Source organism: Klebsiella scottii (assembly GCF_036561945.1).
GTDB classification, from domain to species: Bacteria; Pseudomonadota; Gammaproteobacteria; order Enterobacterales; family Enterobacteriaceae; genus Klebsiella; species Klebsiella scottii.
In genome coordinates, this window is sequence record NZ_JARXNI010000018.1 from 135373 (window position 1) to 152229 (window position 16857).

The 16857-nt window shown below is 58.7% G+C and carries 18 protein-coding genes; 3 read left to right on the forward strand and 15 right to left on the reverse strand.

From position 1 onward, the window contains the following. Positions 1 to 48 precede the first annotated feature (48 nt). From dagF to pmbA, 10 genes are all read right to left on the reverse strand, one after another. The gene (gene dagF, locus QFI97_RS02515) at positions 49 to 789 is read right to left on the reverse strand and encodes a 2-dehydro-3-deoxy-phosphogluconate aldolase (RefSeq protein ID WP_346430530.1); all 741 of its coding nucleotides are present in this window, start codon (positions 787 to 789) and stop codon (positions 49 to 51) included. After that, a complete protein-coding gene (locus QFI97_RS02520; RefSeq protein WP_346430531.1) occupies positions 786 to 1904 on the reverse strand; it encodes a DgaE family pyridoxal phosphate-dependent ammonia lyase in 1119 nt (372 codons plus the stop codon). Before QFI97_RS02520 ends, dagF begins: the two co-directional genes overlap by 4 nt. Further along, a complete protein-coding gene (locus QFI97_RS02525) occupies positions 1888 to 3021 on the reverse strand; it encodes an amidohydrolase/deacetylase family metallohydrolase (RefSeq protein WP_346430532.1) in 1134 nt (377 codons plus the stop codon). The genes QFI97_RS02520 and QFI97_RS02525 overlap by 17 nt, the downstream gene beginning before the upstream one ends. A 42-nt stretch (positions 3022 to 3063) precedes the next feature. Continuing rightward, complete coding sequence (locus QFI97_RS02530) at positions 3064 to 3708, reverse strand: DUF4310 family protein (protein ID WP_032689791.1); 645 nt, start codon at positions 3706 to 3708, stop codon at positions 3064 to 3066. Between the two features lie 13 nt (positions 3709 to 3721). Then, the gene (locus QFI97_RS02535) at positions 3722 to 4498 is read right to left on the reverse strand and encodes a DUF4311 domain-containing protein (protein WP_041143762.1); all 777 of its coding nucleotides are present in this window, start codon (positions 4496 to 4498) and stop codon (positions 3722 to 3724) included. A 21-nt stretch (positions 4499 to 4519) separates the two neighbouring features. Next, on the reverse strand, positions 4520 to 4819 hold the full coding sequence (locus QFI97_RS02540) for a DUF4312 family protein (protein ID WP_041143761.1): 300 nt from the start codon (positions 4817 to 4819) through the stop codon (positions 4520 to 4522). Between the two features lie 2 nt (positions 4820 to 4821). Continuing rightward, positions 4822 to 5184, reverse strand: coding sequence for an SFCGS family glycine-rich protein (locus QFI97_RS02545; RefSeq protein ID WP_045853321.1), 363 nt, complete (start codon positions 5182 to 5184; stop codon positions 4822 to 4824). 10 nt (positions 5185 to 5194) lie between these two features. Then, positions 5195 to 5533, reverse strand: a complete 339-nt coding sequence (locus tag QFI97_RS02550) for a glycine dehydrogenase (protein ID WP_095104325.1) — start codon at positions 5531 to 5533, stop codon at positions 5195 to 5197. 301 nt (positions 5534 to 5834) lie between these two features. Next, positions 5835 to 6224, reverse strand: a complete 390-nt coding sequence (gene cybC / locus QFI97_RS02555) for a cytochrome b562 (RefSeq protein ID WP_095104327.1) — start codon at positions 6222 to 6224, stop codon at positions 5835 to 5837. A 111-nt stretch (positions 6225 to 6335) separates the two neighbouring features. Beyond that, positions 6336 to 7688 (reverse strand): metalloprotease PmbA, encoded by a 1353-nt coding sequence (gene pmbA, locus QFI97_RS02560; protein ID WP_095104329.1) that lies wholly within the window; start codon positions 7686 to 7688, stop codon positions 6336 to 6338. A gap of 95 nt (positions 7689 to 7783) precedes the next feature. On the opposite strand from pmbA, the gene yjgA reads away from it, so the two are divergent. Both yjgA and QFI97_RS02570 read left to right on the forward strand, forming a co-directional pair. Further along, positions 7784 to 8335, forward strand: a complete 552-nt coding sequence (gene yjgA, locus QFI97_RS02565; RefSeq protein WP_041143756.1) for a ribosome biogenesis factor YjgA — start codon at positions 7784 to 7786, stop codon at positions 8333 to 8335. 502 nt (positions 8336 to 8837) lie between these two features. Next, entirely contained in the window at positions 8838 to 10046 is a 1209-nt protein-coding gene (locus tag QFI97_RS02570; RefSeq protein ID WP_346430533.1) for an aldose 1-epimerase family protein, read from the forward strand. An 88-nt stretch (positions 10047 to 10134) separates the two neighbouring features. On the opposite strand, the gene QFI97_RS02575 is transcribed toward QFI97_RS02570, so the two are convergent. Further along, positions 10135 to 10656 (reverse strand): GNAT family N-acetyltransferase, encoded by a 522-nt coding sequence (locus tag QFI97_RS02575; protein WP_095104333.1) that lies wholly within the window; start codon positions 10654 to 10656, stop codon positions 10135 to 10137. A 62-nt stretch (positions 10657 to 10718) separates the two neighbouring features. Next, positions 10719 to 12092: a UDP-N-acetylmuramate:L-alanyl-gamma-D-glutamyl-meso-diaminopimelate ligase gene (gene mpl, locus QFI97_RS02580; protein WP_095104335.1), complete on the reverse strand. Its 1374-nt coding sequence runs from the start codon at positions 12090 to 12092 to the stop codon at positions 10719 to 10721. Between the two features lie 175 nt (positions 12093 to 12267). On the opposite strand from mpl, the gene fbp reads away from it, so the two are divergent. Next, on the forward strand, positions 12268 to 13266 hold the full coding sequence (fbp, locus tag QFI97_RS02585) for a class 1 fructose-bisphosphatase (RefSeq protein ID WP_095104337.1): 999 nt from the start codon (positions 12268 to 12270) through the stop codon (positions 13264 to 13266). Positions 13267 to 13310: 44 nt separating this feature from the next. Here fbp and yjfF read toward each other — a convergent pair whose 3' ends face one another. Genes yjfF through ytfR form a run of 3 tightly spaced genes read right to left on the reverse strand, consistent with a single transcriptional unit; the run spans position 13311 to position 16833 of the window. Next, complete coding sequence (yjfF, locus tag QFI97_RS02590) at positions 13311 to 14309, reverse strand: galactofuranose ABC transporter, permease protein YjfF (RefSeq protein WP_159237516.1); 999 nt, start codon at positions 14307 to 14309, stop codon at positions 13311 to 13313. Further along, positions 14296 to 15321 (reverse strand): galactofuranose ABC transporter, ATP-binding protein YtfT, encoded by a 1026-nt coding sequence (gene ytfT, locus QFI97_RS02595; protein ID WP_095104341.1) that lies wholly within the window; start codon positions 15319 to 15321, stop codon positions 14296 to 14298. Before ytfT ends, yjfF begins: the two co-directional genes overlap by 14 nt. A gap of 9 nt (positions 15322 to 15330) precedes the next feature. Next, positions 15331 to 16833 carry a galactofuranose ABC transporter, ATP-binding protein YtfR gene (gene ytfR, locus QFI97_RS02600; protein ID WP_346430534.1) on the reverse strand — a complete coding sequence of 501 codons (1503 nt, stop codon included), beginning with the start codon at positions 16831 to 16833 and terminating at the stop codon, positions 15331 to 15333. Positions 16834 to 16857 lie beyond the last annotated feature (24 nt).

A 16857-nucleotide genomic window follows, 5' to 3' on the forward strand; every position in this document is an offset into this window, starting at 1 on the left:
CCCCTTATCCTCCCTTGCGGCGAGGTTCAGGGGACGGCAGAGCAATGACTATTTAACCAGCGCCCTGGTCATCTCCAGCAGCTGGCGCACATCCGCCGGGCGGGTGTTGCCGCTCTCCTTATCAATAATAGAGCTGTAGATGTGAGGGATGATTTTGCTGACGCCGGCATCCAGCGCGATCTGCAGGATCTCGCTGTAGTTTTCCAGATCGATCCCGCCGGTCGGCTCCAGCCAGAAATCGTGACGGGCGCAGGCCTGGGCGACGGCGAGGAACTCATCGCGATGCTTCAGGCCGCCCATCGGGAAGTATTTGATTGAGCTGCCGCCCATATCTTTTAGTAAGGCAATGGCGGTTTCCAGCGGAACGATCCCGTCCGCCGCGCCGCTGCTCAGCGGGCCGGTGGAGATCTTCACCATGCCCGGCGTGCCGGTCGGGGAAACCAGGCCGTTGACGACGGTATCGTTCTGCCCCAGCAGCGCGCGGCTGGCGCCTACGCCGGTAAAGACCTGGTTGACGTGCTGCGGCTGCACCTGACGGGAGATCTCGCTGACCATCGCCGACTGGTTTGGATCGCCCGCGCCGAGGCCCACCGACAGCGCGTTATCGATAAGCCGGGCGTATTCACGCATATCGGCCACCGCGCTCGCCACGTCCGGGTAATTTTTAGAGAGCACGCCGACCAGAACATGACCTTCCGCCGCTTCGTAGATTTCGCGGGCGTTGTCTTTGCTGCCCGCCAGTACGTTCAGGCACACGCGATCGCGGTAAAAATTCGGGGTCAGTTTCATGCTTTCTTCTCCTGGTTCAGAACTTCGCCGATGCGGCGGGAGACGATCTCCAGCTGCTGTGCGTTTACGCTGCGCACATCGGCCTCAATAATGCCTTCGTTGGCCTTATAGCCGCGGAAGTAGATGGCGTATTCGCCCTGCTTCAGCGCCTCAACCAGCTCGCCGGTGGCGATGCCGGTCACGGCTTCAGTAAATTTAATTTCCGCGCGCGCGATATCGCGACCGGCGCTATCCCATACCACCCGGGCGCTCACCCCGGAGAGGGCGTTGAGCTGGTCAATGAACGGCGTCATCTTCGCCACCATCTCATCGCCGCTCTCCTTGCGGGCGGTCAGATAGTGTTCAATCGCGCAGGTCAGGCCAAGAATGCCCTCTTTACCGACCTTCATCGCCCGGCCAATGCCGGCGGACTGGCGTTTAACCCACTCCACGTACTGCGCTTTACCGACCACCAGGCCGCTGGTTGGGCCCTCAATCGCTTTGGCGCCGCTGTAAATCACCAGGTCGGCGCCGGCGCTGTAGTAACACTGCAGATCTTCTTCCGCCGCCGCATCGACGATCAGCGGCAGGTTGTGCTTACGCGCCACCACCACCGCCTGCTCAACGCTGAGCATGCTTTTCTGCACGCAGTGGTGAGATTTGATGTACAGGATCGCCGCGGTGCGCGGAGTGATCGCCGCCGCCAGCTGATCGGCGGAACATTCGTTGGCGTAGCCGGCTTCCACCAGCCTGCCGCCGCCCAGCGCGACCATCGTTCCCACCGGCGCGCCGAAGTTAACGTTATGGCCTTTCGGCAGGACGATTTCGTTGTTTTCGATCGGGGTGACGTGGAGGTTTTCCAGCAGCCAGCTGCTGTCTTTCACCAGCACCGCCGCCACCGACTGGGCGATCCCCGCGGAAGCGCAGGAGACAACCGTAGCCCCTTCCACCTCCAGCAGGTTCGCGATGTACTCACCGGTCTTATTGACCAGGTCTTTCATTTCGAAGTAGTGATTCATGCCGCTCATTACGGCTTCAACCACCTCAGGACGCGGCGTGGATACGCCCAGCGCCGTCATGCGGCCTGATGTATTAATAACTTGTTTTAAATTGTATTTTTCAAAAATCGAAGGCATTTTCCGCGCTCCCTTGTTCGGTCAGATAGCCCTTGCCCGCGCGAATCGCAGCAAGCGGCACCAGAATATTGTCAGCCTGCAGGCTCTCTTTTTCGGCGTCGACCAGTAGCGTCGGCGCATGCTGCAGGGTAAAGAGGGTTAAATCAGCGTCGTAGCCCACGGCCAGACGCCCTTTTTGCGTCAGGCGCAGCCCGTCAGCGGCGCTGGCGGTAACGCACTCCACCACCTGCGGTAGCGACATGCCGATGGCGAGAAACTTCGACATCACCAGCGCCAGCGAACGTACCGGGCCGTCAATACGGTTGCGGCAGTAGATGTCGGAGCTAATGGTCTGCGGCAGAATGCCCATCGCTATCGCCCGGCGCGCCACCTCAAAGCTGAAGCTGGCGGTACCGTGGCCGACGTCAAGGCGCACGCCGCGCTTCAGGGCGCGGGTCACGGAGGCGCGCAGCTCACCGGAAGCGGTCAGAATGCGGTTCGGCTTGCCGTTATAGCAGTGGGTGATGATGTCTCCCGCGCCCAGCAGGTCGGCAATTTCGTCGAGGTTCGGCGGATTATTGCCGATGTGCACCATCAGCGGCAGGTCGCCATTTTCGCGCTGCATCGCCTTCGCCCGTTCCAGGGGGGTAATTCCGTTGTCGCCGACCACGCTGCTGCTCATTCGCGCCTTCAGGCCGACGATAAAATCAGGGTGGCGCTTCACCGCCTGGGTCACCGCTTCGGCATCAACGTTGGCCATATTGGCCAGCTCGTTCTGGGCAATCAGCCCGACGCGGGAGATGTTGAGCAGCGCCAGGACCTCGGTGGCCGCGCTGCGGGTCAGCTGATAAAAATCGTCGATATCGTCCGCCCCGGTGCTGCCCGCATCAATCACCGTGGTGACGCCGGTGGCGATGCCCACTCTGTCCGGCTGGTCGTGATAAATCGGCGAGTTCGGGTAGCAGTGAACGTGGGAATCAATCCAGCCGGCGCTGGCGTAATAGCTGCCGTCCAGCTCAATGGTTTTGCGCGCAGGCGCGCTAATCTCGCCCAGCGCCGCAATTTTCCCGTCCTGAATGGCGATATCGATCAGGGTATCGTCGACGAGGCGCGCACGGCGCAGGAGTAAATCAAACATGGGTCTCTCCTGTTAAAGCGGGCGCTCACGCGCCCGCAGGACTTAACCAATAGCAATCGGGAAAAGGGAACCGAGGATCATCGCGCCAAGGATGGCGCCGCCGGTGATCGGCTTCTGCCAGATGTAAAACAGCAGGGCGCCAACCAGAGAACCAATACCGATAGGAATCGATGCGGTCATCGCGCTGAGGATAATCAGCGGCCCGAGGAAGCGGCCCGAGGCGTTACCTGCTCCCATCATGACGTCGGCACCGTAGGTGGAGTCGCTCTGATTGATGGTGAACTTACGCGCCAGGATAATGATGTAGCCAACGGCCAGGCCCAGCGCCAGGCCGGTAGCCAGCGAGGCGGCAAAGTTGGCCACCGGGAAGACGAAGCCCGCCCCCAGCAGCAGCGCCGGCACGCCGAGGCCGATACCGGTTTGAATCGCGCCGCCGATATCGAGGATCCCCACCAGCGAGCCTTCAATGATGCGCGCAAACAGGAAGCTGGCGCCAAACGCCGCGACCGCCCCGTAGGCACCGGTATCAATGCCCGCTTTCAGCATGGCCACGAAGGCCACTTCGTTAAACGCGCCGATGCCGTAGAGGTAGTACATGTGTGTCCCGGCGAAGACGCCGGAGGAGAGCAGGCCAACAAAGATCGGGAACGACCAGTCGGCATACCAAAAACCTTTATTCTGTTCCATTTAGAGGCTCCTGTTATTTGCCGCTGAGCGAGTTGTGAATCAGATCCAGCCAGTTCGGTACGCCCAGGTGGAAGGATTCCAGGGTCTTAATGTCAAAGCCGCGGAAGAAGGCGCTCAGCACGAACAGTGCAACAATGGCGGACATCATCACTTTAGTGACGCGGTGCCAGCCGCTCTCTTCAACGCCCTTACCGATCAGGATGCCCAGTACCAGACCCGGAACGGCGTTGCCCATAATCAGCTGCGCCGCGCCGCCGAAAATGGTGGCCCAGAAGCCCGATTTTTTCCCGGCATCGATGGCCGCCAGCCAGAAGATAACCGGCATCACCGTGTTAACCAGCAGGTTAGCCGCCGGGACCAGCACCTTAACGGCAGTGACCTGCAGCGCTTCCGGTACGGAAGAGGCGGTCAGGTTAAGGAAGGAGACCACGAACATGCCGATAACGCCGCAGGCAATCGCCATCTTCTTCGGATCGTGCAGCGTCTCGCCGACGTTGCGGTTTTTCAGCATCAGCGCGGCGGCGCCCCAGTTAGGGATAATGCGGTGATCGACGTCCTGGGTGAAGGAGCCTGCTGCGACAGAAGAAGCCCAGGCGTTAAAGAAGAAGCCGAGACCAAAGGAGAAGTGGGACGCCGGATCGCCTTCGCAGGAGTTCAGCTCGCCCAACGTACGAAATGCGCCCATCCCTTGCGTGGTGGGCGCATGAAACATACGTGCCGCTCCGGCGCCCACGCCGACGCCGACCAGGCCGCCGATAATGAGCGATTTTATTAAAATTATCAGGAACATAGTTTAACCCTATGGTGAAGATCAGGTTTGCGTGACGAAATCCACTTTATCGAGATTAATGGCGGTCACGTTGACGGTGACGTTCAGCTCCACGCTGTAGGTCCGTCGTTCACGGCGCAAAAAGAAGAATAAAAACGCTTCTTTGCGCACCGCTTCACGCGCATGAACAACCTCCACATCCTGTGGCTCAATACGCAGTAAAATGTGCGGCGACGTTTTCATCACCGCTGCCTGTACGTGGTTCAGGGCATCGGCGAACGCCCGCGTCTTGCTCTCGCCTTTGCCCGTAACGCTCACCGTGGTGGTGAATTGCTCTTTCATACTCAGGCGCCGTATTTCTTTTTCCAGGCTTCTACCAGGCGCTCGCCCAGCTCTTCTTTATCCATAAAGCCGAAGCCCAGAACGTTGTAGCCTTCGTTGATAGCGGTGACGCCTTCATCAACGGAACGCATGCCGTATTTCGCTTTGTAGCCATGTTTGTTTTGCGCGGTGATGGCGCCTGCGCCGCCGCTGCCGCAGAAGGAGATACCAAAGGTGGCATTCTCTGCTTTCATCACGTCGCCCAGCTTCATATCAGCGGCAACGCCCGGAACCACGACTGCACGAGCTCCGGCTTTTTCCGCGCCAGCGGCAACTTTTTGCCCTTTACCCAGGCGATCGCCAATTACTACGGTGATTTGTTCCATTTTTAGCTCCTTACAGGTTTTCTTTAGCGACTTCGAAGTGGACCGACAGCAGCCAGGACTCTTCCTCTGGCAGGTTGCCGAATTGCGCGACCACTTCGCGAGCCAGCATCATTGAATCTTCTGAAATCTCTTCAAACAGGCTGGCATCCACTTCCGGCAGCGGCTCGCCGCTAATTGACCGGTGGGCCATAGCCCGCACGTGGGAGGTCAGCATCTGCTCCTGGACGGCGTTGGGGATGATGTTACGGCGACCTAGCAGGGTATAAACCTGCTGCAGCATCTTCTCAGCCAGCTGCTCGGTTTGCGTTGCCTGCTCCCCTACGTCGTGTGTTACCGCTCCGTTATTCACTTGTCTTACCCCGTTGATGTCTCTGGGGACAAAACTAACGCCGGGGGGGAGGAGTTTGTAGCGAGTTGTTTTCCACTTCGAAGTGGAAAGGCGGACGGACGATGCGATCCATTGCACAGAATTGGCGTAAATTTGCTATTTTCGGCAAAACGGCGTGATGAGAATCACAAGATTGCGATTTAACTGGCGACCGGAAGCGGCCGAACCGGCGGCGGAGAAGAGAAGTAAACTGTGACAGGGGTTGGGTTTTATGCGCAGACGAAATGCAGGAGGTACCGGCTGATACCTCCTGGAAAAGAACTTAACGGTACTTCTGGTGGTAGGTATTACGGGTGGCTTTGAACTCTTCCGCAGCGGCCTGCGCTTCTTTGACCTTGCCTTCATTGGCCAGCTTCAGAGCGCCGTCAATCTGGCCAATCAGAATATCGAGGCCGTGGCGGTAATCCTTCATCTCCGCGCTGTCCGCTGCTTTGCCTTCCAGCTTCGGCGGGGTCTCTTTCTGCGCATTGACGGCGGCGTCGCGCATCTTCGTCAGCGCCGCTTTTTGCTCACCGGCATCAGAGGTCTTCTGTACCACCTGCAGATTTTGCGCAATGGTGTCCATATCCTCACCGAGATCGGCGGCAAACGCCGACGCTGAACCCATCGCCAGGGCTGAGACAGCCAGCACTGCTAACAGTTTTTTACGCATTGCTCACTTCCTTTTTTATTATTTAAGCATAAGGAAAAGGCGCCACCTGGGCGCCCTTCTATACCCGTTATCCTTCAAGCCGCAGCCTGAACAATCCGGTATAACACGCCGTTATTGCCCGGCGATTTTCATCTCTGGCAGCAGCACGGAACCACACTGGATATTGCTGCGCATTTCGATATCGTCGGCAACGGTCACGATATTACGCCACATATCTTTCAGATTTCCGGCAATGGTGATTTCGCTAACCGGATACTGAATTTCGCCATTCTCAACCCAGAAGCCGGATGCGCCGCGCGAGTAATCGCCGGTAACGCCACTGACACCCTGCCCCATCAGTTCGGTGACGACAAGTCCGGTGCCCATCTCTTTAAGCAACTTTTCAAAACTCAGGCCGCGGCCGTTGATTCGCCAGTTATGAATGCCGCCCGCGTGGCCGGTGCTCTTCATGCCCAGCTTGCGCGCCGAGTAGTTGGTCAGCAGCCACTGCGTCAGAATGCCGTCCTTAATGATATCGCGACGCTCCGTACGCACGCCTTCGCTGTCGAACGGCGTTGACGCCAGCCCTTTCAGCAGATGCGGATGCTCCTCGATGGTCAGCCAGTCCGGCAGGATCCGGGTGCCGAGCGCGTCAAGCAGGAAGGTCGATTTACGGTACACCGCGCCGCCGGCAATCGCCCCGACCAGGTGACCAAACAGCCCGGTCGCCACTTCATTGGCAAAAATCACCGGCGCCTTCATCGTCGAGAGCTTGCGCGGCGCCAGGCGCGAGAGGGTGCGGCGGGCGCACTCGTCGCCCACCCACTCCGGCGACTGCAAATCTTCAATCGCGCGGCCGATGGTATAAGCGTAATCACGCTCCATATCGCCGTTTTCTTCCGCGATAACGCAGCTGGACAGCGAATGGCGGGTTGAGCAGTAGCCCTGCAGCATGCCGTGGCTGTTGCCGAATACCTTGATGCCGTAGTGGCTGTTGAAGCTGCCGCCTTCGGTGTTGGTGATGCGCTTATCGGCCTGCAGCGCCACCTGTTCGGCGCGGGCGGCCAGCTCGATCGCCCGATCCGGGCTCACTTCCGCCGGGTGGAACAGGTCAAGATCCGGGGCGTCAAAGGCCAGCAGCTCTTTATCGGCAACGCCGGCGAACGGGTCCGGCGAGGTATAGCGGGCAATGTCCAGCGCCGCCTGCACCGTGCGGGCAATCGCCTGCGGGCTAAGATCGGTTGAGGAAGCGCTGCCCTTGCGATGCTGATGATAAACGGTGATGCCTAAGGCGCCATCGCTGTTGAATTCTACGTTCTCCACCTCGCCGTAGCGGGTGCTGACGCTGATGCCGGTGGTTTTGCTGACGGAGACTTCCGCACCGTCTGATTTACCTGCCGCCAGTTCCAGCGCCGTGGTCACGGCCTCTTCCAGCGCCTTACGCTGCTGTGCAACTTGAGAGATGACTTTCATCGCTAATGCCATAATGTAGGAAGGAGTTAATTGAAGTCTAACAGAGAACCGTTTTTCAGTGCGCGCCTTAACTGGTAACATTAGCCTCTTTTTTTAAGGAGCCTGAGATGACAAAGCAGCCCGATGACTGGCTCGACGACGTTCCCGGTGATGACGTCGAAGATGAAGACGATGAAATTATCTGGGTCAGTAAAAGTGAAATTAAGCGTGACGCCGAAGAACTGAAGCGTCTTGGCGCAGAACTGGTAGAGCTGGGGAAAAACGCGCTGGATAAGATCCCGCTCGATACCGACCTGCGCGACGCCATTGAACTCGCCCAACGGATCAAGAAAGAGGGCCGTCGCCGCCAGATGCAGCTGATTGGCAAAATGCTGCGCAGCCGCGACGTTGACCCTATTCGCCAGGCGCTGGACAAGCTGAAGAACCGCCACAACCAGCAGGTTGCGCTGTTCCATAAGCTGGAGATGATCCGCGACCGCCTGATTGCCGATGGCGATGACGCGGTGCCGGAAGTGCTGAACCTGTGGCCGGAAGCTGACCGTCAGCAGCTGCGTTCGCTGATCCGTAACGCGCAAAAAGAGAAAGAAGGCAACAAGCCGCCGAAGTCCGCGCGCCTGATCTTCCAGTACCTGCGTGAACTGGCCGAAGGCGAAAGCTAATTCCGCTGCCGCCCGCCTGATTTTCCCGCAGGCGGCGCGCCTGTCCGGGCTACCTGATAACGTTTAACCTGTAGCCCGGCATGCGTACGCTACGCATTGCCGGAAAGGTTATCTTTCCCAACGCCGCGCCCCTGGGCGCTCCCCCTGTTCAGCCTCTGTTCAGCCGCCCTTTGCTCTCGTTTTGCTCTCCTTTTGCTCTCCTTTTGCTCCCCCTTGCGCTTTTATCCGGCTGACGCGCCGTTCTGCTGCTGGTCAGAGGACGCGGTTTTTCCGCCGTGCCTGCTGCCCATAAAAGCTGAATCGTTAAAGCTAACTATGTTTAAATTCACATTTTTTCGGCAATAATAATAAAAACTTGCATTAAAACAGGACTAAAGTCGCAGTTAAAAACAACAAATCGCGCATATTCTCACCAGGTGAGGCACTTCACATTTTCATCAGCCGCTAGCCATTAGATTTCCCTCATTGATAACAATATCGATTCAGCAAAAAGGGACGAAAAATGAAAAAAATAGTAGCGTTGACCGCAGTAGCGATGATGATTTCTGGGCAAGTCGCGGCAAAAACCTGGGTGCTGACAAGCGCTGAAAGCAGCATAGAGAAAGGAAACTGGCAGGTAAGCAGTGACCAGCTGAAGATAAAAGATCGCCATTTCAGCATAGAGCAAAAAGTCCTTCATGGCGGCAAGCAGGAGGGGAGTAAAGTTATCGTTATTCGCAGCCAGGACGGCCTGACTATCGCTCTCAGCCCGACTCGCGGGATGAATTTACTTAAAATCGAAGGTTTCGGCACGCGAATGGGCTGGGACTCACCGGTCAAAGAGGTGGTTAATCCGGCCTTTATTAATCTGGAAAGCCGCAACGGGCTGGGCTGGCTGGAAGGTTTCAATGAGATGATGGTGCGCTGCGGCTACGAATGGACCGGCCACCCGGTCACCGCCGACGGGCAGATTTATACCCTGCACGGCAAAGCCGGGAACACGCCGGCATCGCAGGTCGAGGTTGAGGTTGCCGATAGCGCGCCGTATGAAATTCGCGTTCGCGGGCTGGTGAAGGAAAGCACCTTCAAGAAAGCCGATTTGCAGACCATGACCGAGCTGCGCTACGTGCCCGGCAGCAACAGCTTCAGCCTGCACGATGTCTTAACCAACCACGCCGATTATCCGCATGATTATCAGATAATTTACCACAGCAATTTCGGTACGCCGATTCTCGAAGAAGGCGCGCGTTTTCTCGCGCCGATGGCCAGCATCAGCCCGTTCAACGACTATGCCAAAGCCGGTTTGAAAACGTGGCAAACCTATGCCGGCCCGACCAAAGATTTTGACGAGATGGTATTTAATATTCAGCCGCTGTCCGATGACCATCACCAAACGCTGGCGGCGGTGGTTAACAAGGCTGGCGATAAAGGGGCGTCGATTCAGTTTGATACCCGCCAGCTGCCGGTCCTGACGCTGTGGAAAAACACCGACAGCCAAAAACAGGGCTATGTCACCGGCATTGAGCCAGGCACCAGCTATGCCTATCCGGTCACCGTTGAACGCGAGCAGAAACGCGTGAAGCAGCTGCAGCCGGGAGCCAGCGCGCAGTTTGATCTGACCTATACCCTGCTGCACAACAATAAGCAGGTTGCCGACGTTGAGCAGAGAATTGCGGCAATCCAGGGCGACGCGAAGGTCGCGGAAAACGAAGCGCCGATCGCCAAAGAGTAACCTTACGCCGGCGCTGCTCCCGGGCCTCCGGGAGAGACGGCGCCCGCACCGCACATCACCTTCCCGGCGCCAGCGCCGGGATATCGGCTTAGGCCATCACCACCTGGCGTAGCTGCTGCGCAAAGCGCTGGTACTGCGCTTCGTCAATCGCCTGCGGGTAGCTCAGCACCATCAGCGCATGATCGGCGATGCCGCAATGATAGGTCGGGTGGCTATGCGGCCACGGGTTATCGCTAAAACCCATCGTGACATAAAACTGCAGGCGCCTGCGGGCGATTTCCGTGGTGAGCGGATCGATCTCGAGGATGGTCAGCGGCGCACGCTTAAGTATTTCCGCCAGCAGACGCTTGCCGTAGCCGCGCGAGCGCAGGCTGTCGTCGATCGCCAGATGCTCAATGTAGCCATAGTCCGCAAACTGCCAGCTGCCGCTCAGCCCGATAAACTCCCCCTCATCAAACCACGCCTCCAGCGCGTAGTGCGGATCGCGCAGCGCGCGCTGTTTAGCCAGCGGCTCACGCTGCTCGTGCCACGGAAAGGCCTTGACGTACAGCGCGTCGAGCGCGGGGAAATGCGGCGAATCGGTCGAGGTCAGTTTTTCAGAAGTGAGCATGACAAAATCCAAATAGCAAAAAATCTGCCCTCACGCGGAGGGCAAAGAGACGATCGTCGGGATTATTCTGCCGCAGCCGCCTTACTGGCCAGCTTATCCAGCAGCTTCTGATGAATGCCGCCGAAGCCGCCGTTGCTCATCACCAGAATGTGGTCGCCCGGATGGGCGGTTTTGATAATCATATCCACCAGCACATCGACATCAGCGCTCCAGTGAGCAGGCTGCACGCAGGCTTCAGCCACCTCGGCGACCTGCCACGGAATATGCTGCGGCTGGAGCAGGAACACTTCATCCGCGCGGCCCAGCGACGGCGCCAGATCGTCTTTGCAGACGCCCATTTTCATGGTGTTCGAGCGCGGTTCGAGCACCGCCAGAATGCGGGCGGTGCCGCCAACCTTACCGCGCAGCGCCTGCAGCGTCGCCAGGATCGCCGTCGGGTGATGGGCAAAATCGTCGTACACGGTGACGCCGTTCGCTTCGCCGCGCAGCTCAAGGCGGCGACGGGCGTTGATAAAACCGCCCAGCGCGTTGGCGGCGTCCGCCGGCACCACGCCGACGTGGCGGGCGGCGGCAATCGCCATCAGGCCGTTGTGCATATTATGCTCGCCGACCAGCGCCCACTTCACTTCCCCGACCTTCTCGCCGTCAAGCCAGACTTCCCACTGCGAGGCGTCGGTGTTGAGCTTTTTCGCCTGCCAGTGGCCCTGCTCGCCGACCAGCTCCTGCTCGCTCCAGCAGCCCATCGCCATAGTCTGTTTCAGGTTGATGTCGTTTTCCGGCAGAATAATTTTGCCCTGACCCGGGACAATGCGCACCAGATGATGGAACTGCTTCTGGATAGCCTTCAGGTCATCAAAGATATCCGCGTGATCGAACTCAAGGTTATTGAGGATCAGGGTTCGCGGGCAGTAGTGAACAAATTTCGAACGCTTATCAAAGAAAGCGCAGTCATATTCATCCGCTTCGATAACAAAGAACGGGCTGTCGCCCAGACGCGCGGAGACCTCGAAATTACCCGGCACGCCGCCAATCACAAAGCCGGGCTTATAGCCGCAGGCTTCGAGGATCCAGGTCGCCATGCCGGCGGTCGTCGTTTTGCCGTGGGTGCCCGCCACCGCCACAACCCAGCGATCGCGCAGAACGAAATCATGCAGCCACTGCGGGCCGGACATGTACGGAATGTTGTTTTCCAGCACCGCTTCGACGCACGGATTGCCGCGCGTCATCGCGTTACCGATGATCACCAGATCCGGCCGAGGCTCCAGCTGGCTGGCGTCATATCCTTGAATTAGATCGATACCCTGGCTTTCCAGCAGGGTGCTCATCGGCGGATAGACGTTAGCATCCGACCCCGTTACCTCATGACCGAGGGAACGCGCCAGCATCGCCAGCCCCCCCATAAACGTGCCACAGATACCTAAAATATGAATGCGCATTCGTCACTTCCCTCTTTAATCTGGCGCACATTTTACCCTTATGTTCGGCATCAGAGAAATGCATTTCAGGCGAATCCGTTTTTTGCTGGCGCGATTCACCTGTGCGTATTTTTTTTATTCTTTGTTAAGATTGTTGCGTTCGTTTTACTTCACATAAACATGCAGGGAACGGGTTATGAAAACGTTAGGTGAATTTATTGTCGAAAAGCAGCACGAGTTCTCCCACGCAACCGGCGAGCTAACTGCTTTGTTGTCGGCGATAAAACTAGGCGCCAAGATCATCCACCGCGATATCAACAAGGCCGGTCTGGTCGATATCCTGGGTGCCAGCGGTGCTGAAAACGTCCAGGGCGAGGTGCAGCAAAAACTCGATCTGTTCGCCAATGAAAAATTGAAGGCCGCACTGCGAGCGCGCGATATTGTTGCCGGGATCGCCTCTGAAGAAGAAGACGAAATCGTCGTCTTTGAAGGCTGCGAACACGCAAAATACGTGGTGCTCATGGACCCGCTGGATGGTTCCTCTAACATCGACGTTAACGTCTCTGTCGGGACTATCTTCTCCATCTACCGTCGCATAACCCCGGTCGGAACGCCGGTCACCGTCGAAGATTTCCTGCAGCCGGGCAGTAAACAGGTAGCCGCAGGCTACGTGGTTTACGGCTCCTCCACGATGCTGGTTTATACCACCGGCTGTGGCGTTCATGCCTTCACCTACGATCCTTCTCTTGGCGTATTCTGCCTCTCTCAGGAGCGCATGCGCTTCCCGGAGAAAGGCAATACCTACTCCATCAACGAAGGCAACTACATCAAATTCCCGATGGGCGTGAAGAAGTACATTAAGTTTTGCCAGGAAGAGGATCTCGGGACCCAGCGCCCCTACACCTCGCGCTATATCGGCTCCCTGGTGGCGGATTTCCACCGTAATCTGCTGAAAGGCGGCATTTATCTCTACCCGAGCACCGCCAGCCACCCGGAAGGGAAGCTGCGCCTGCTGTACGAATGCAACCCGATGGCGTTCCTCGCCGAGCAGGCGGGCGGTAAGGCCAGCGACGGTAAAGAGCGTATTCTCGATATCATCCCGGTAAGCCTGCACCAGCGTCGCTCCTTCTTCGTCGGCAACAACCATATGGTTGAAGACGTCGAAAACTTCATTAAAGAGTTCCCGGACGCATAACGCCCCCTGACTTCCCCTCTCGCCCGGCGAGAGGGGATTTTACGCTAGCGATTCGCCGCTCCGCTCACCCGCGATACCGGCGAGTTCTGGCGGTTCTCCCACAGCACCGTCAGCCCGCGCTGCAGCGCAATAAAGATAAACAGCAGAATGCCGATCGCAATTTTCGTCCACCACGAGCTGAGCGTGCCGTCGAAGTTAATATAGGTCTGGATCAGCCCCTGAATCGCGACGCCAAACAGCGTCCCTAATACCGTGCCGACGCCGCCGCTGAGCAGCGTGCCGCCAATCACCACCGACGCAATCGCGTCCAGCTCAACGCCAACCCCGGCCAGCGCGTAACCGGCCTGGGTGTAGATAGAAAAAACGATCCCCGCCAGCGTCGCCAGCCCGGTAGAGAGCATGTAAATGCGAATAGTGGTCCCACGGGTCGAAATGCCCATCAGATTTGCCGAGACGGCGCTGCCGCCAATGGCGTACACCTGGTTGCCAAAGCGGGTGCGGTGGGCCATAAAAATGCCCGCCACCACCACCAGCAGCATCAGCAGCCCCATCGCGCTTAGGCGACCGCCGCCGGGAATAGTCCACGCCAGCCCGGAGAGCGTGTCATACACCGGGTGATCGATAGGAATGGACTCTTCAGAGACCAGATAGCTCACGCCGCGCAGGAAGAACATCCCGGCGAGGGTAATAATAAATGCCGGGATCTTCAGCGTATCGATAAGCCAGCCCATCAGCGCGCCAAACGCGCAGCCCATCGCCAGCACCAGCGGGAACGCCAGCAGCGGCGTGATCCCCCAGACGCCAATCGCTTTCGCGAGGAACACGCCGGTGAAGGCGATCACCGACCCGACCGACAGGTCGATGCCGCCGGAGAGGATCACGAAGGTCATCCCCACGGCAATAATGCCAAGAAAAGCGTTATCGGTGAGGATATTGCAGATCACCCGCGTCGAGGCGAAGCCGGGAAACTGGGTCAGGCAATAGAGGTAGCCCAGCACGAATACGGCAAGGGTAATCATCAACGGCAAGTTACGTTTTATCACGGCCGCGTACTCCTTTCAGTAAGCTGATAAAGCGCGGCGACTGCACGATCAGTACGCACAGCACCACCACCGCTTTCACTACCTGGTTAAGCTCCGGCGGGAAGCCCGACAGCAGGATCCCGGTGTTCATCCCCTGGATAATCAGCGCGCCGACTACCGAGAGCAGAAGGTTAAAGCGCCCGCCCATCAGCGATCCGCCGCCGATCACCACTGCCAGGATGGCGTCCAGCTCCAGCCAGAGTCCGGCGTTGTTGGCATCGGCGCCGCGGATGTCCGCCGCAACGATGATCCCGGCTATCGCCGCGCACACGCCGCTCAGCACGTAGGCCAGCATCACGACGATGCGGGTGTTGACCCCGGCATTTTTCGCCGCCCGAATGTTAATCCCTACCGCTTCAATGAACATTCCCAGCGCGGTTTTGCGGGTGAACAGCCAGAACAGCAGCAGCGTTGCGGCAGCAATAAGCACCGGCGTCGGCAGCAGCAGCAGCGAGCCGCTGCCGAGCCACGCCAGAGGCGGCGAGTCGAAGGTGACAATCTGCCCGGAGGTGATCAGCTGCGCGACGCCGCGCCCGGCCACCATCAGGATCAGCGTGGCCACGAACGGCTGGATCTTCAGCACCGCCACCAGGATACCGTTCCATAGCCCGGCCAGCGCGCCCGCCCCCAGCGATACCAGCAGCACCACCGGCAGGCTGTGCCCGGCAACGGTCATCGAGGCGGCGGTAGCGCCGGCAATCGCCATCACCGCGCCGACCGACAGGTCAATCCCGCCGGTGGCGATAACCAGCGTCATGCCAATCGCCAGCAGCGCGACCGGCGCCGCGCGGTTAAGAATATCAATCGGGCTACCGAACAGACGCCCCTCCTGGAGGACAATCTGGAAAAAGTGCGGCGCCACCAGGCTGTCTACGGCCAGCACCAGCAGCAGCGCAATGATTTGCGGCATACCCTTCGGCCAGCTGAAGCGACGCTTCGTTTGGCCGGTTTGCGGAAGAGATCCTGGCATCATGATTTACTCCTATGCCGCAATTGCGTTCATGATCGCCGGAACGGAGAGCTCCCCGAGCGGGATCTCCGCCACCTGTTTGCGATCGCGCATGATAATGACCCGATCGGCATAGCCCACCAGCTCTTCCAGCTCTGACGAAATGACCAGCAGCGCCAGGCCATCGGCGCACAGGGTTTCAATCAGGCGGATGATCTCGGCATGCGCGCCGACGTCTATCCCGCGGGTCGGCTCATCGAGGATCAGAAACTGAGGTTTGGTCAGCAGCCAGCGGGAAAGCAGTACCTTCTGCTGATTGCCGCCGGAAAGAAATTCGATCGGCTGCTCGGCGCTGGGGGTACGGATCCCCAGCTGGCGGATAAAGCGTTCGGCGATCTCGTTTTGCTCGCGCCGCGAAATTGGGCGCAGCCAGCCGCGCTGCGCCTGCAGGGCCAGCACGATGTTCTCCCGTACCGACGCCGCCGCGATAATGCCGTCGGTTTTTCGGTCTTCCGGGCAAAAGCCGATCCCGAGGCAGGAGGCCTGATGCGGCGAGCGCAGCGTCTGCGGCTTGCCTTTGATCAGCGCCTTGCCGCTATCGGCCGGTTTGATACCAAAAATCACTTCCGCCGTTTCGGTGCGCCCGGAGCCCAGCAGCCCCGCCAGGCCAACAATTTCGCCGGGGCGAACCTGGAGGTCGAACGGCGCGATCGTGCCCTTTTTACCAAAGCCTTCAAAGGCGGCGATCGGCTTATCGCTCAGCAGGGTGCGGCCCGCGCGCTGTAAAGCGTTATGCTCCAGCTCGCGCCCCAGCATCATTTTCACCAGCTCAATCTGCGGCAGTTCGCGTGTTTCCCGGCAGCCGACGAAGCCACCGTTGCGCAGCACGGTAATCCGATCGCTCACGGCGTACACCTGATCGAGAAAGTGGGTAACAAAAATCAGGCTGACGCCGCTGTCGCGCAGCTGGCGCATCAGGGTGAAGAGCATCTCCACCTCCTGGGTATCCAGGCTGGCGGTAGGTTCATCGAGGATCAGCACCTTAGCCGACAGGTCGATGGCGCGGCAGATAGCGACAATCTGCTGCATCGCCACTGAAAAGCGGTTAAGCGGCTCACGGACGTCGAGGGAGAAACCGTAGGAAGCCATCAGCTCGGTGGCGCGCTTTTCCATCTCTTTACGCCGCAGCAGGCCAAAGCGACGGGGCTCGCGGCCGATAAATAAATTGTCCGCCACCGACATATTCGGCAGCAGGTTGACCTCCTGGTAGACGGTACCGATGCCCAGCTGCTGCGCGTGGGCGGTATTTTTCGGCGCTATTGCCTGGCCCTCGAGCCAGATAGTGCCGCGATCGGCGTGATAAACGCCGGTGAGCGCTTTGATCAGGGTCGATTTCCCCGCGCCATTCTCACCCAGCAGGGCCATGATCTCACCGCGCCGCAGGCTGAAATTAACGTTATCCAGCGCCTTTACGCCGGGGAAAAATTTGCTCAGTCCCTCGGTACGAAGGATCTCCTGGTGTACTTCGCCGTTCATGGTTTCCCCTCCCCTAACCCTCTC

Bases quoted from the DNA above. Each gene is read 5' to 3' on its own strand.
- QFI97_RS02525 (WP_346430532.1), bottom strand. From the start codon at position 3,021: ATGTTTGATTTACTCCTGCGCCGTGCGCGCCTCGTCGACGATACCCTG.
- mpl (WP_095104335.1), bottom strand. From the start codon at position 12,092: ATGCGCATTCATATTTTAGGTATCTGTGGCACGTTTATGGGGGGGCTG.
- QFI97_RS02570 (WP_346430533.1), top strand. From the start codon at position 8,838: ATGAAAAAAATAGTAGCGTTGACCGCAGTAGCGATGATGATTTCTGGG.
- fbp (WP_095104337.1), top strand. From the start codon at position 12,268: ATGAAAACGTTAGGTGAATTTATTGTCGAAAAGCAGCACGAGTTCTCC.
- QFI97_RS02540 (WP_041143761.1), bottom strand. From the start codon at position 4,819: ATGAAAGAGCAATTCACCACCACGGTGAGCGTTACGGGCAAAGGCGAG.
- ytfT (WP_095104341.1), bottom strand. From the start codon at position 15,321: ATGATGCCAGGATCTCTTCCGCAAACCGGCCAAACGAAGCGTCGCTTC.
- ytfR (WP_346430534.1), bottom strand. From the start codon at position 16,833: ATGAACGGCGAAGTACACCAGGAGATCCTTCGTACCGAGGGACTGAGC.
- cybC (WP_095104327.1), bottom strand. From the start codon at position 6,224: ATGCGTAAAAAACTGTTAGCAGTGCTGGCTGTCTCAGCCCTGGCGATG.
- QFI97_RS02530 (WP_032689791.1), bottom strand. From the start codon at position 3,708: ATGGAACAGAATAAAGGTTTTTGGTATGCCGACTGGTCGTTCCCGATC.
- yjgA (WP_041143756.1), top strand. From the start codon at position 7,784: ATGACAAAGCAGCCCGATGACTGGCTCGACGACGTTCCCGGTGATGAC.
- QFI97_RS02520 (WP_346430531.1), bottom strand. From the start codon at position 1,904: ATGCCTTCGATTTTTGAAAAATACAATTTAAAACAAGTTATTAATACA.
- QFI97_RS02545 (WP_045853321.1), bottom strand. From the start codon at position 5,184: ATGGAACAAATCACCGTAGTAATTGGCGATCGCCTGGGTAAAGGGCAA.
- QFI97_RS02575 (WP_095104333.1), bottom strand. From the start codon at position 10,656: ATGCTCACTTCTGAAAAACTGACCTCGACCGATTCGCCGCATTTCCCC.
- pmbA (WP_095104329.1), bottom strand. From the start codon at position 7,688: ATGGCATTAGCGATGAAAGTCATCTCTCAAGTTGCACAGCAGCGTAAG.
- dagF (WP_346430530.1), bottom strand. From the start codon at position 789: ATGAAACTGACCCCGAATTTTTACCGCGATCGCGTGTGCCTGAACGTA.
- QFI97_RS02535 (WP_041143762.1), bottom strand. From the start codon at position 4,498: ATGTTCCTGATAATTTTAATAAAATCGCTCATTATCGGCGGCCTGGTC.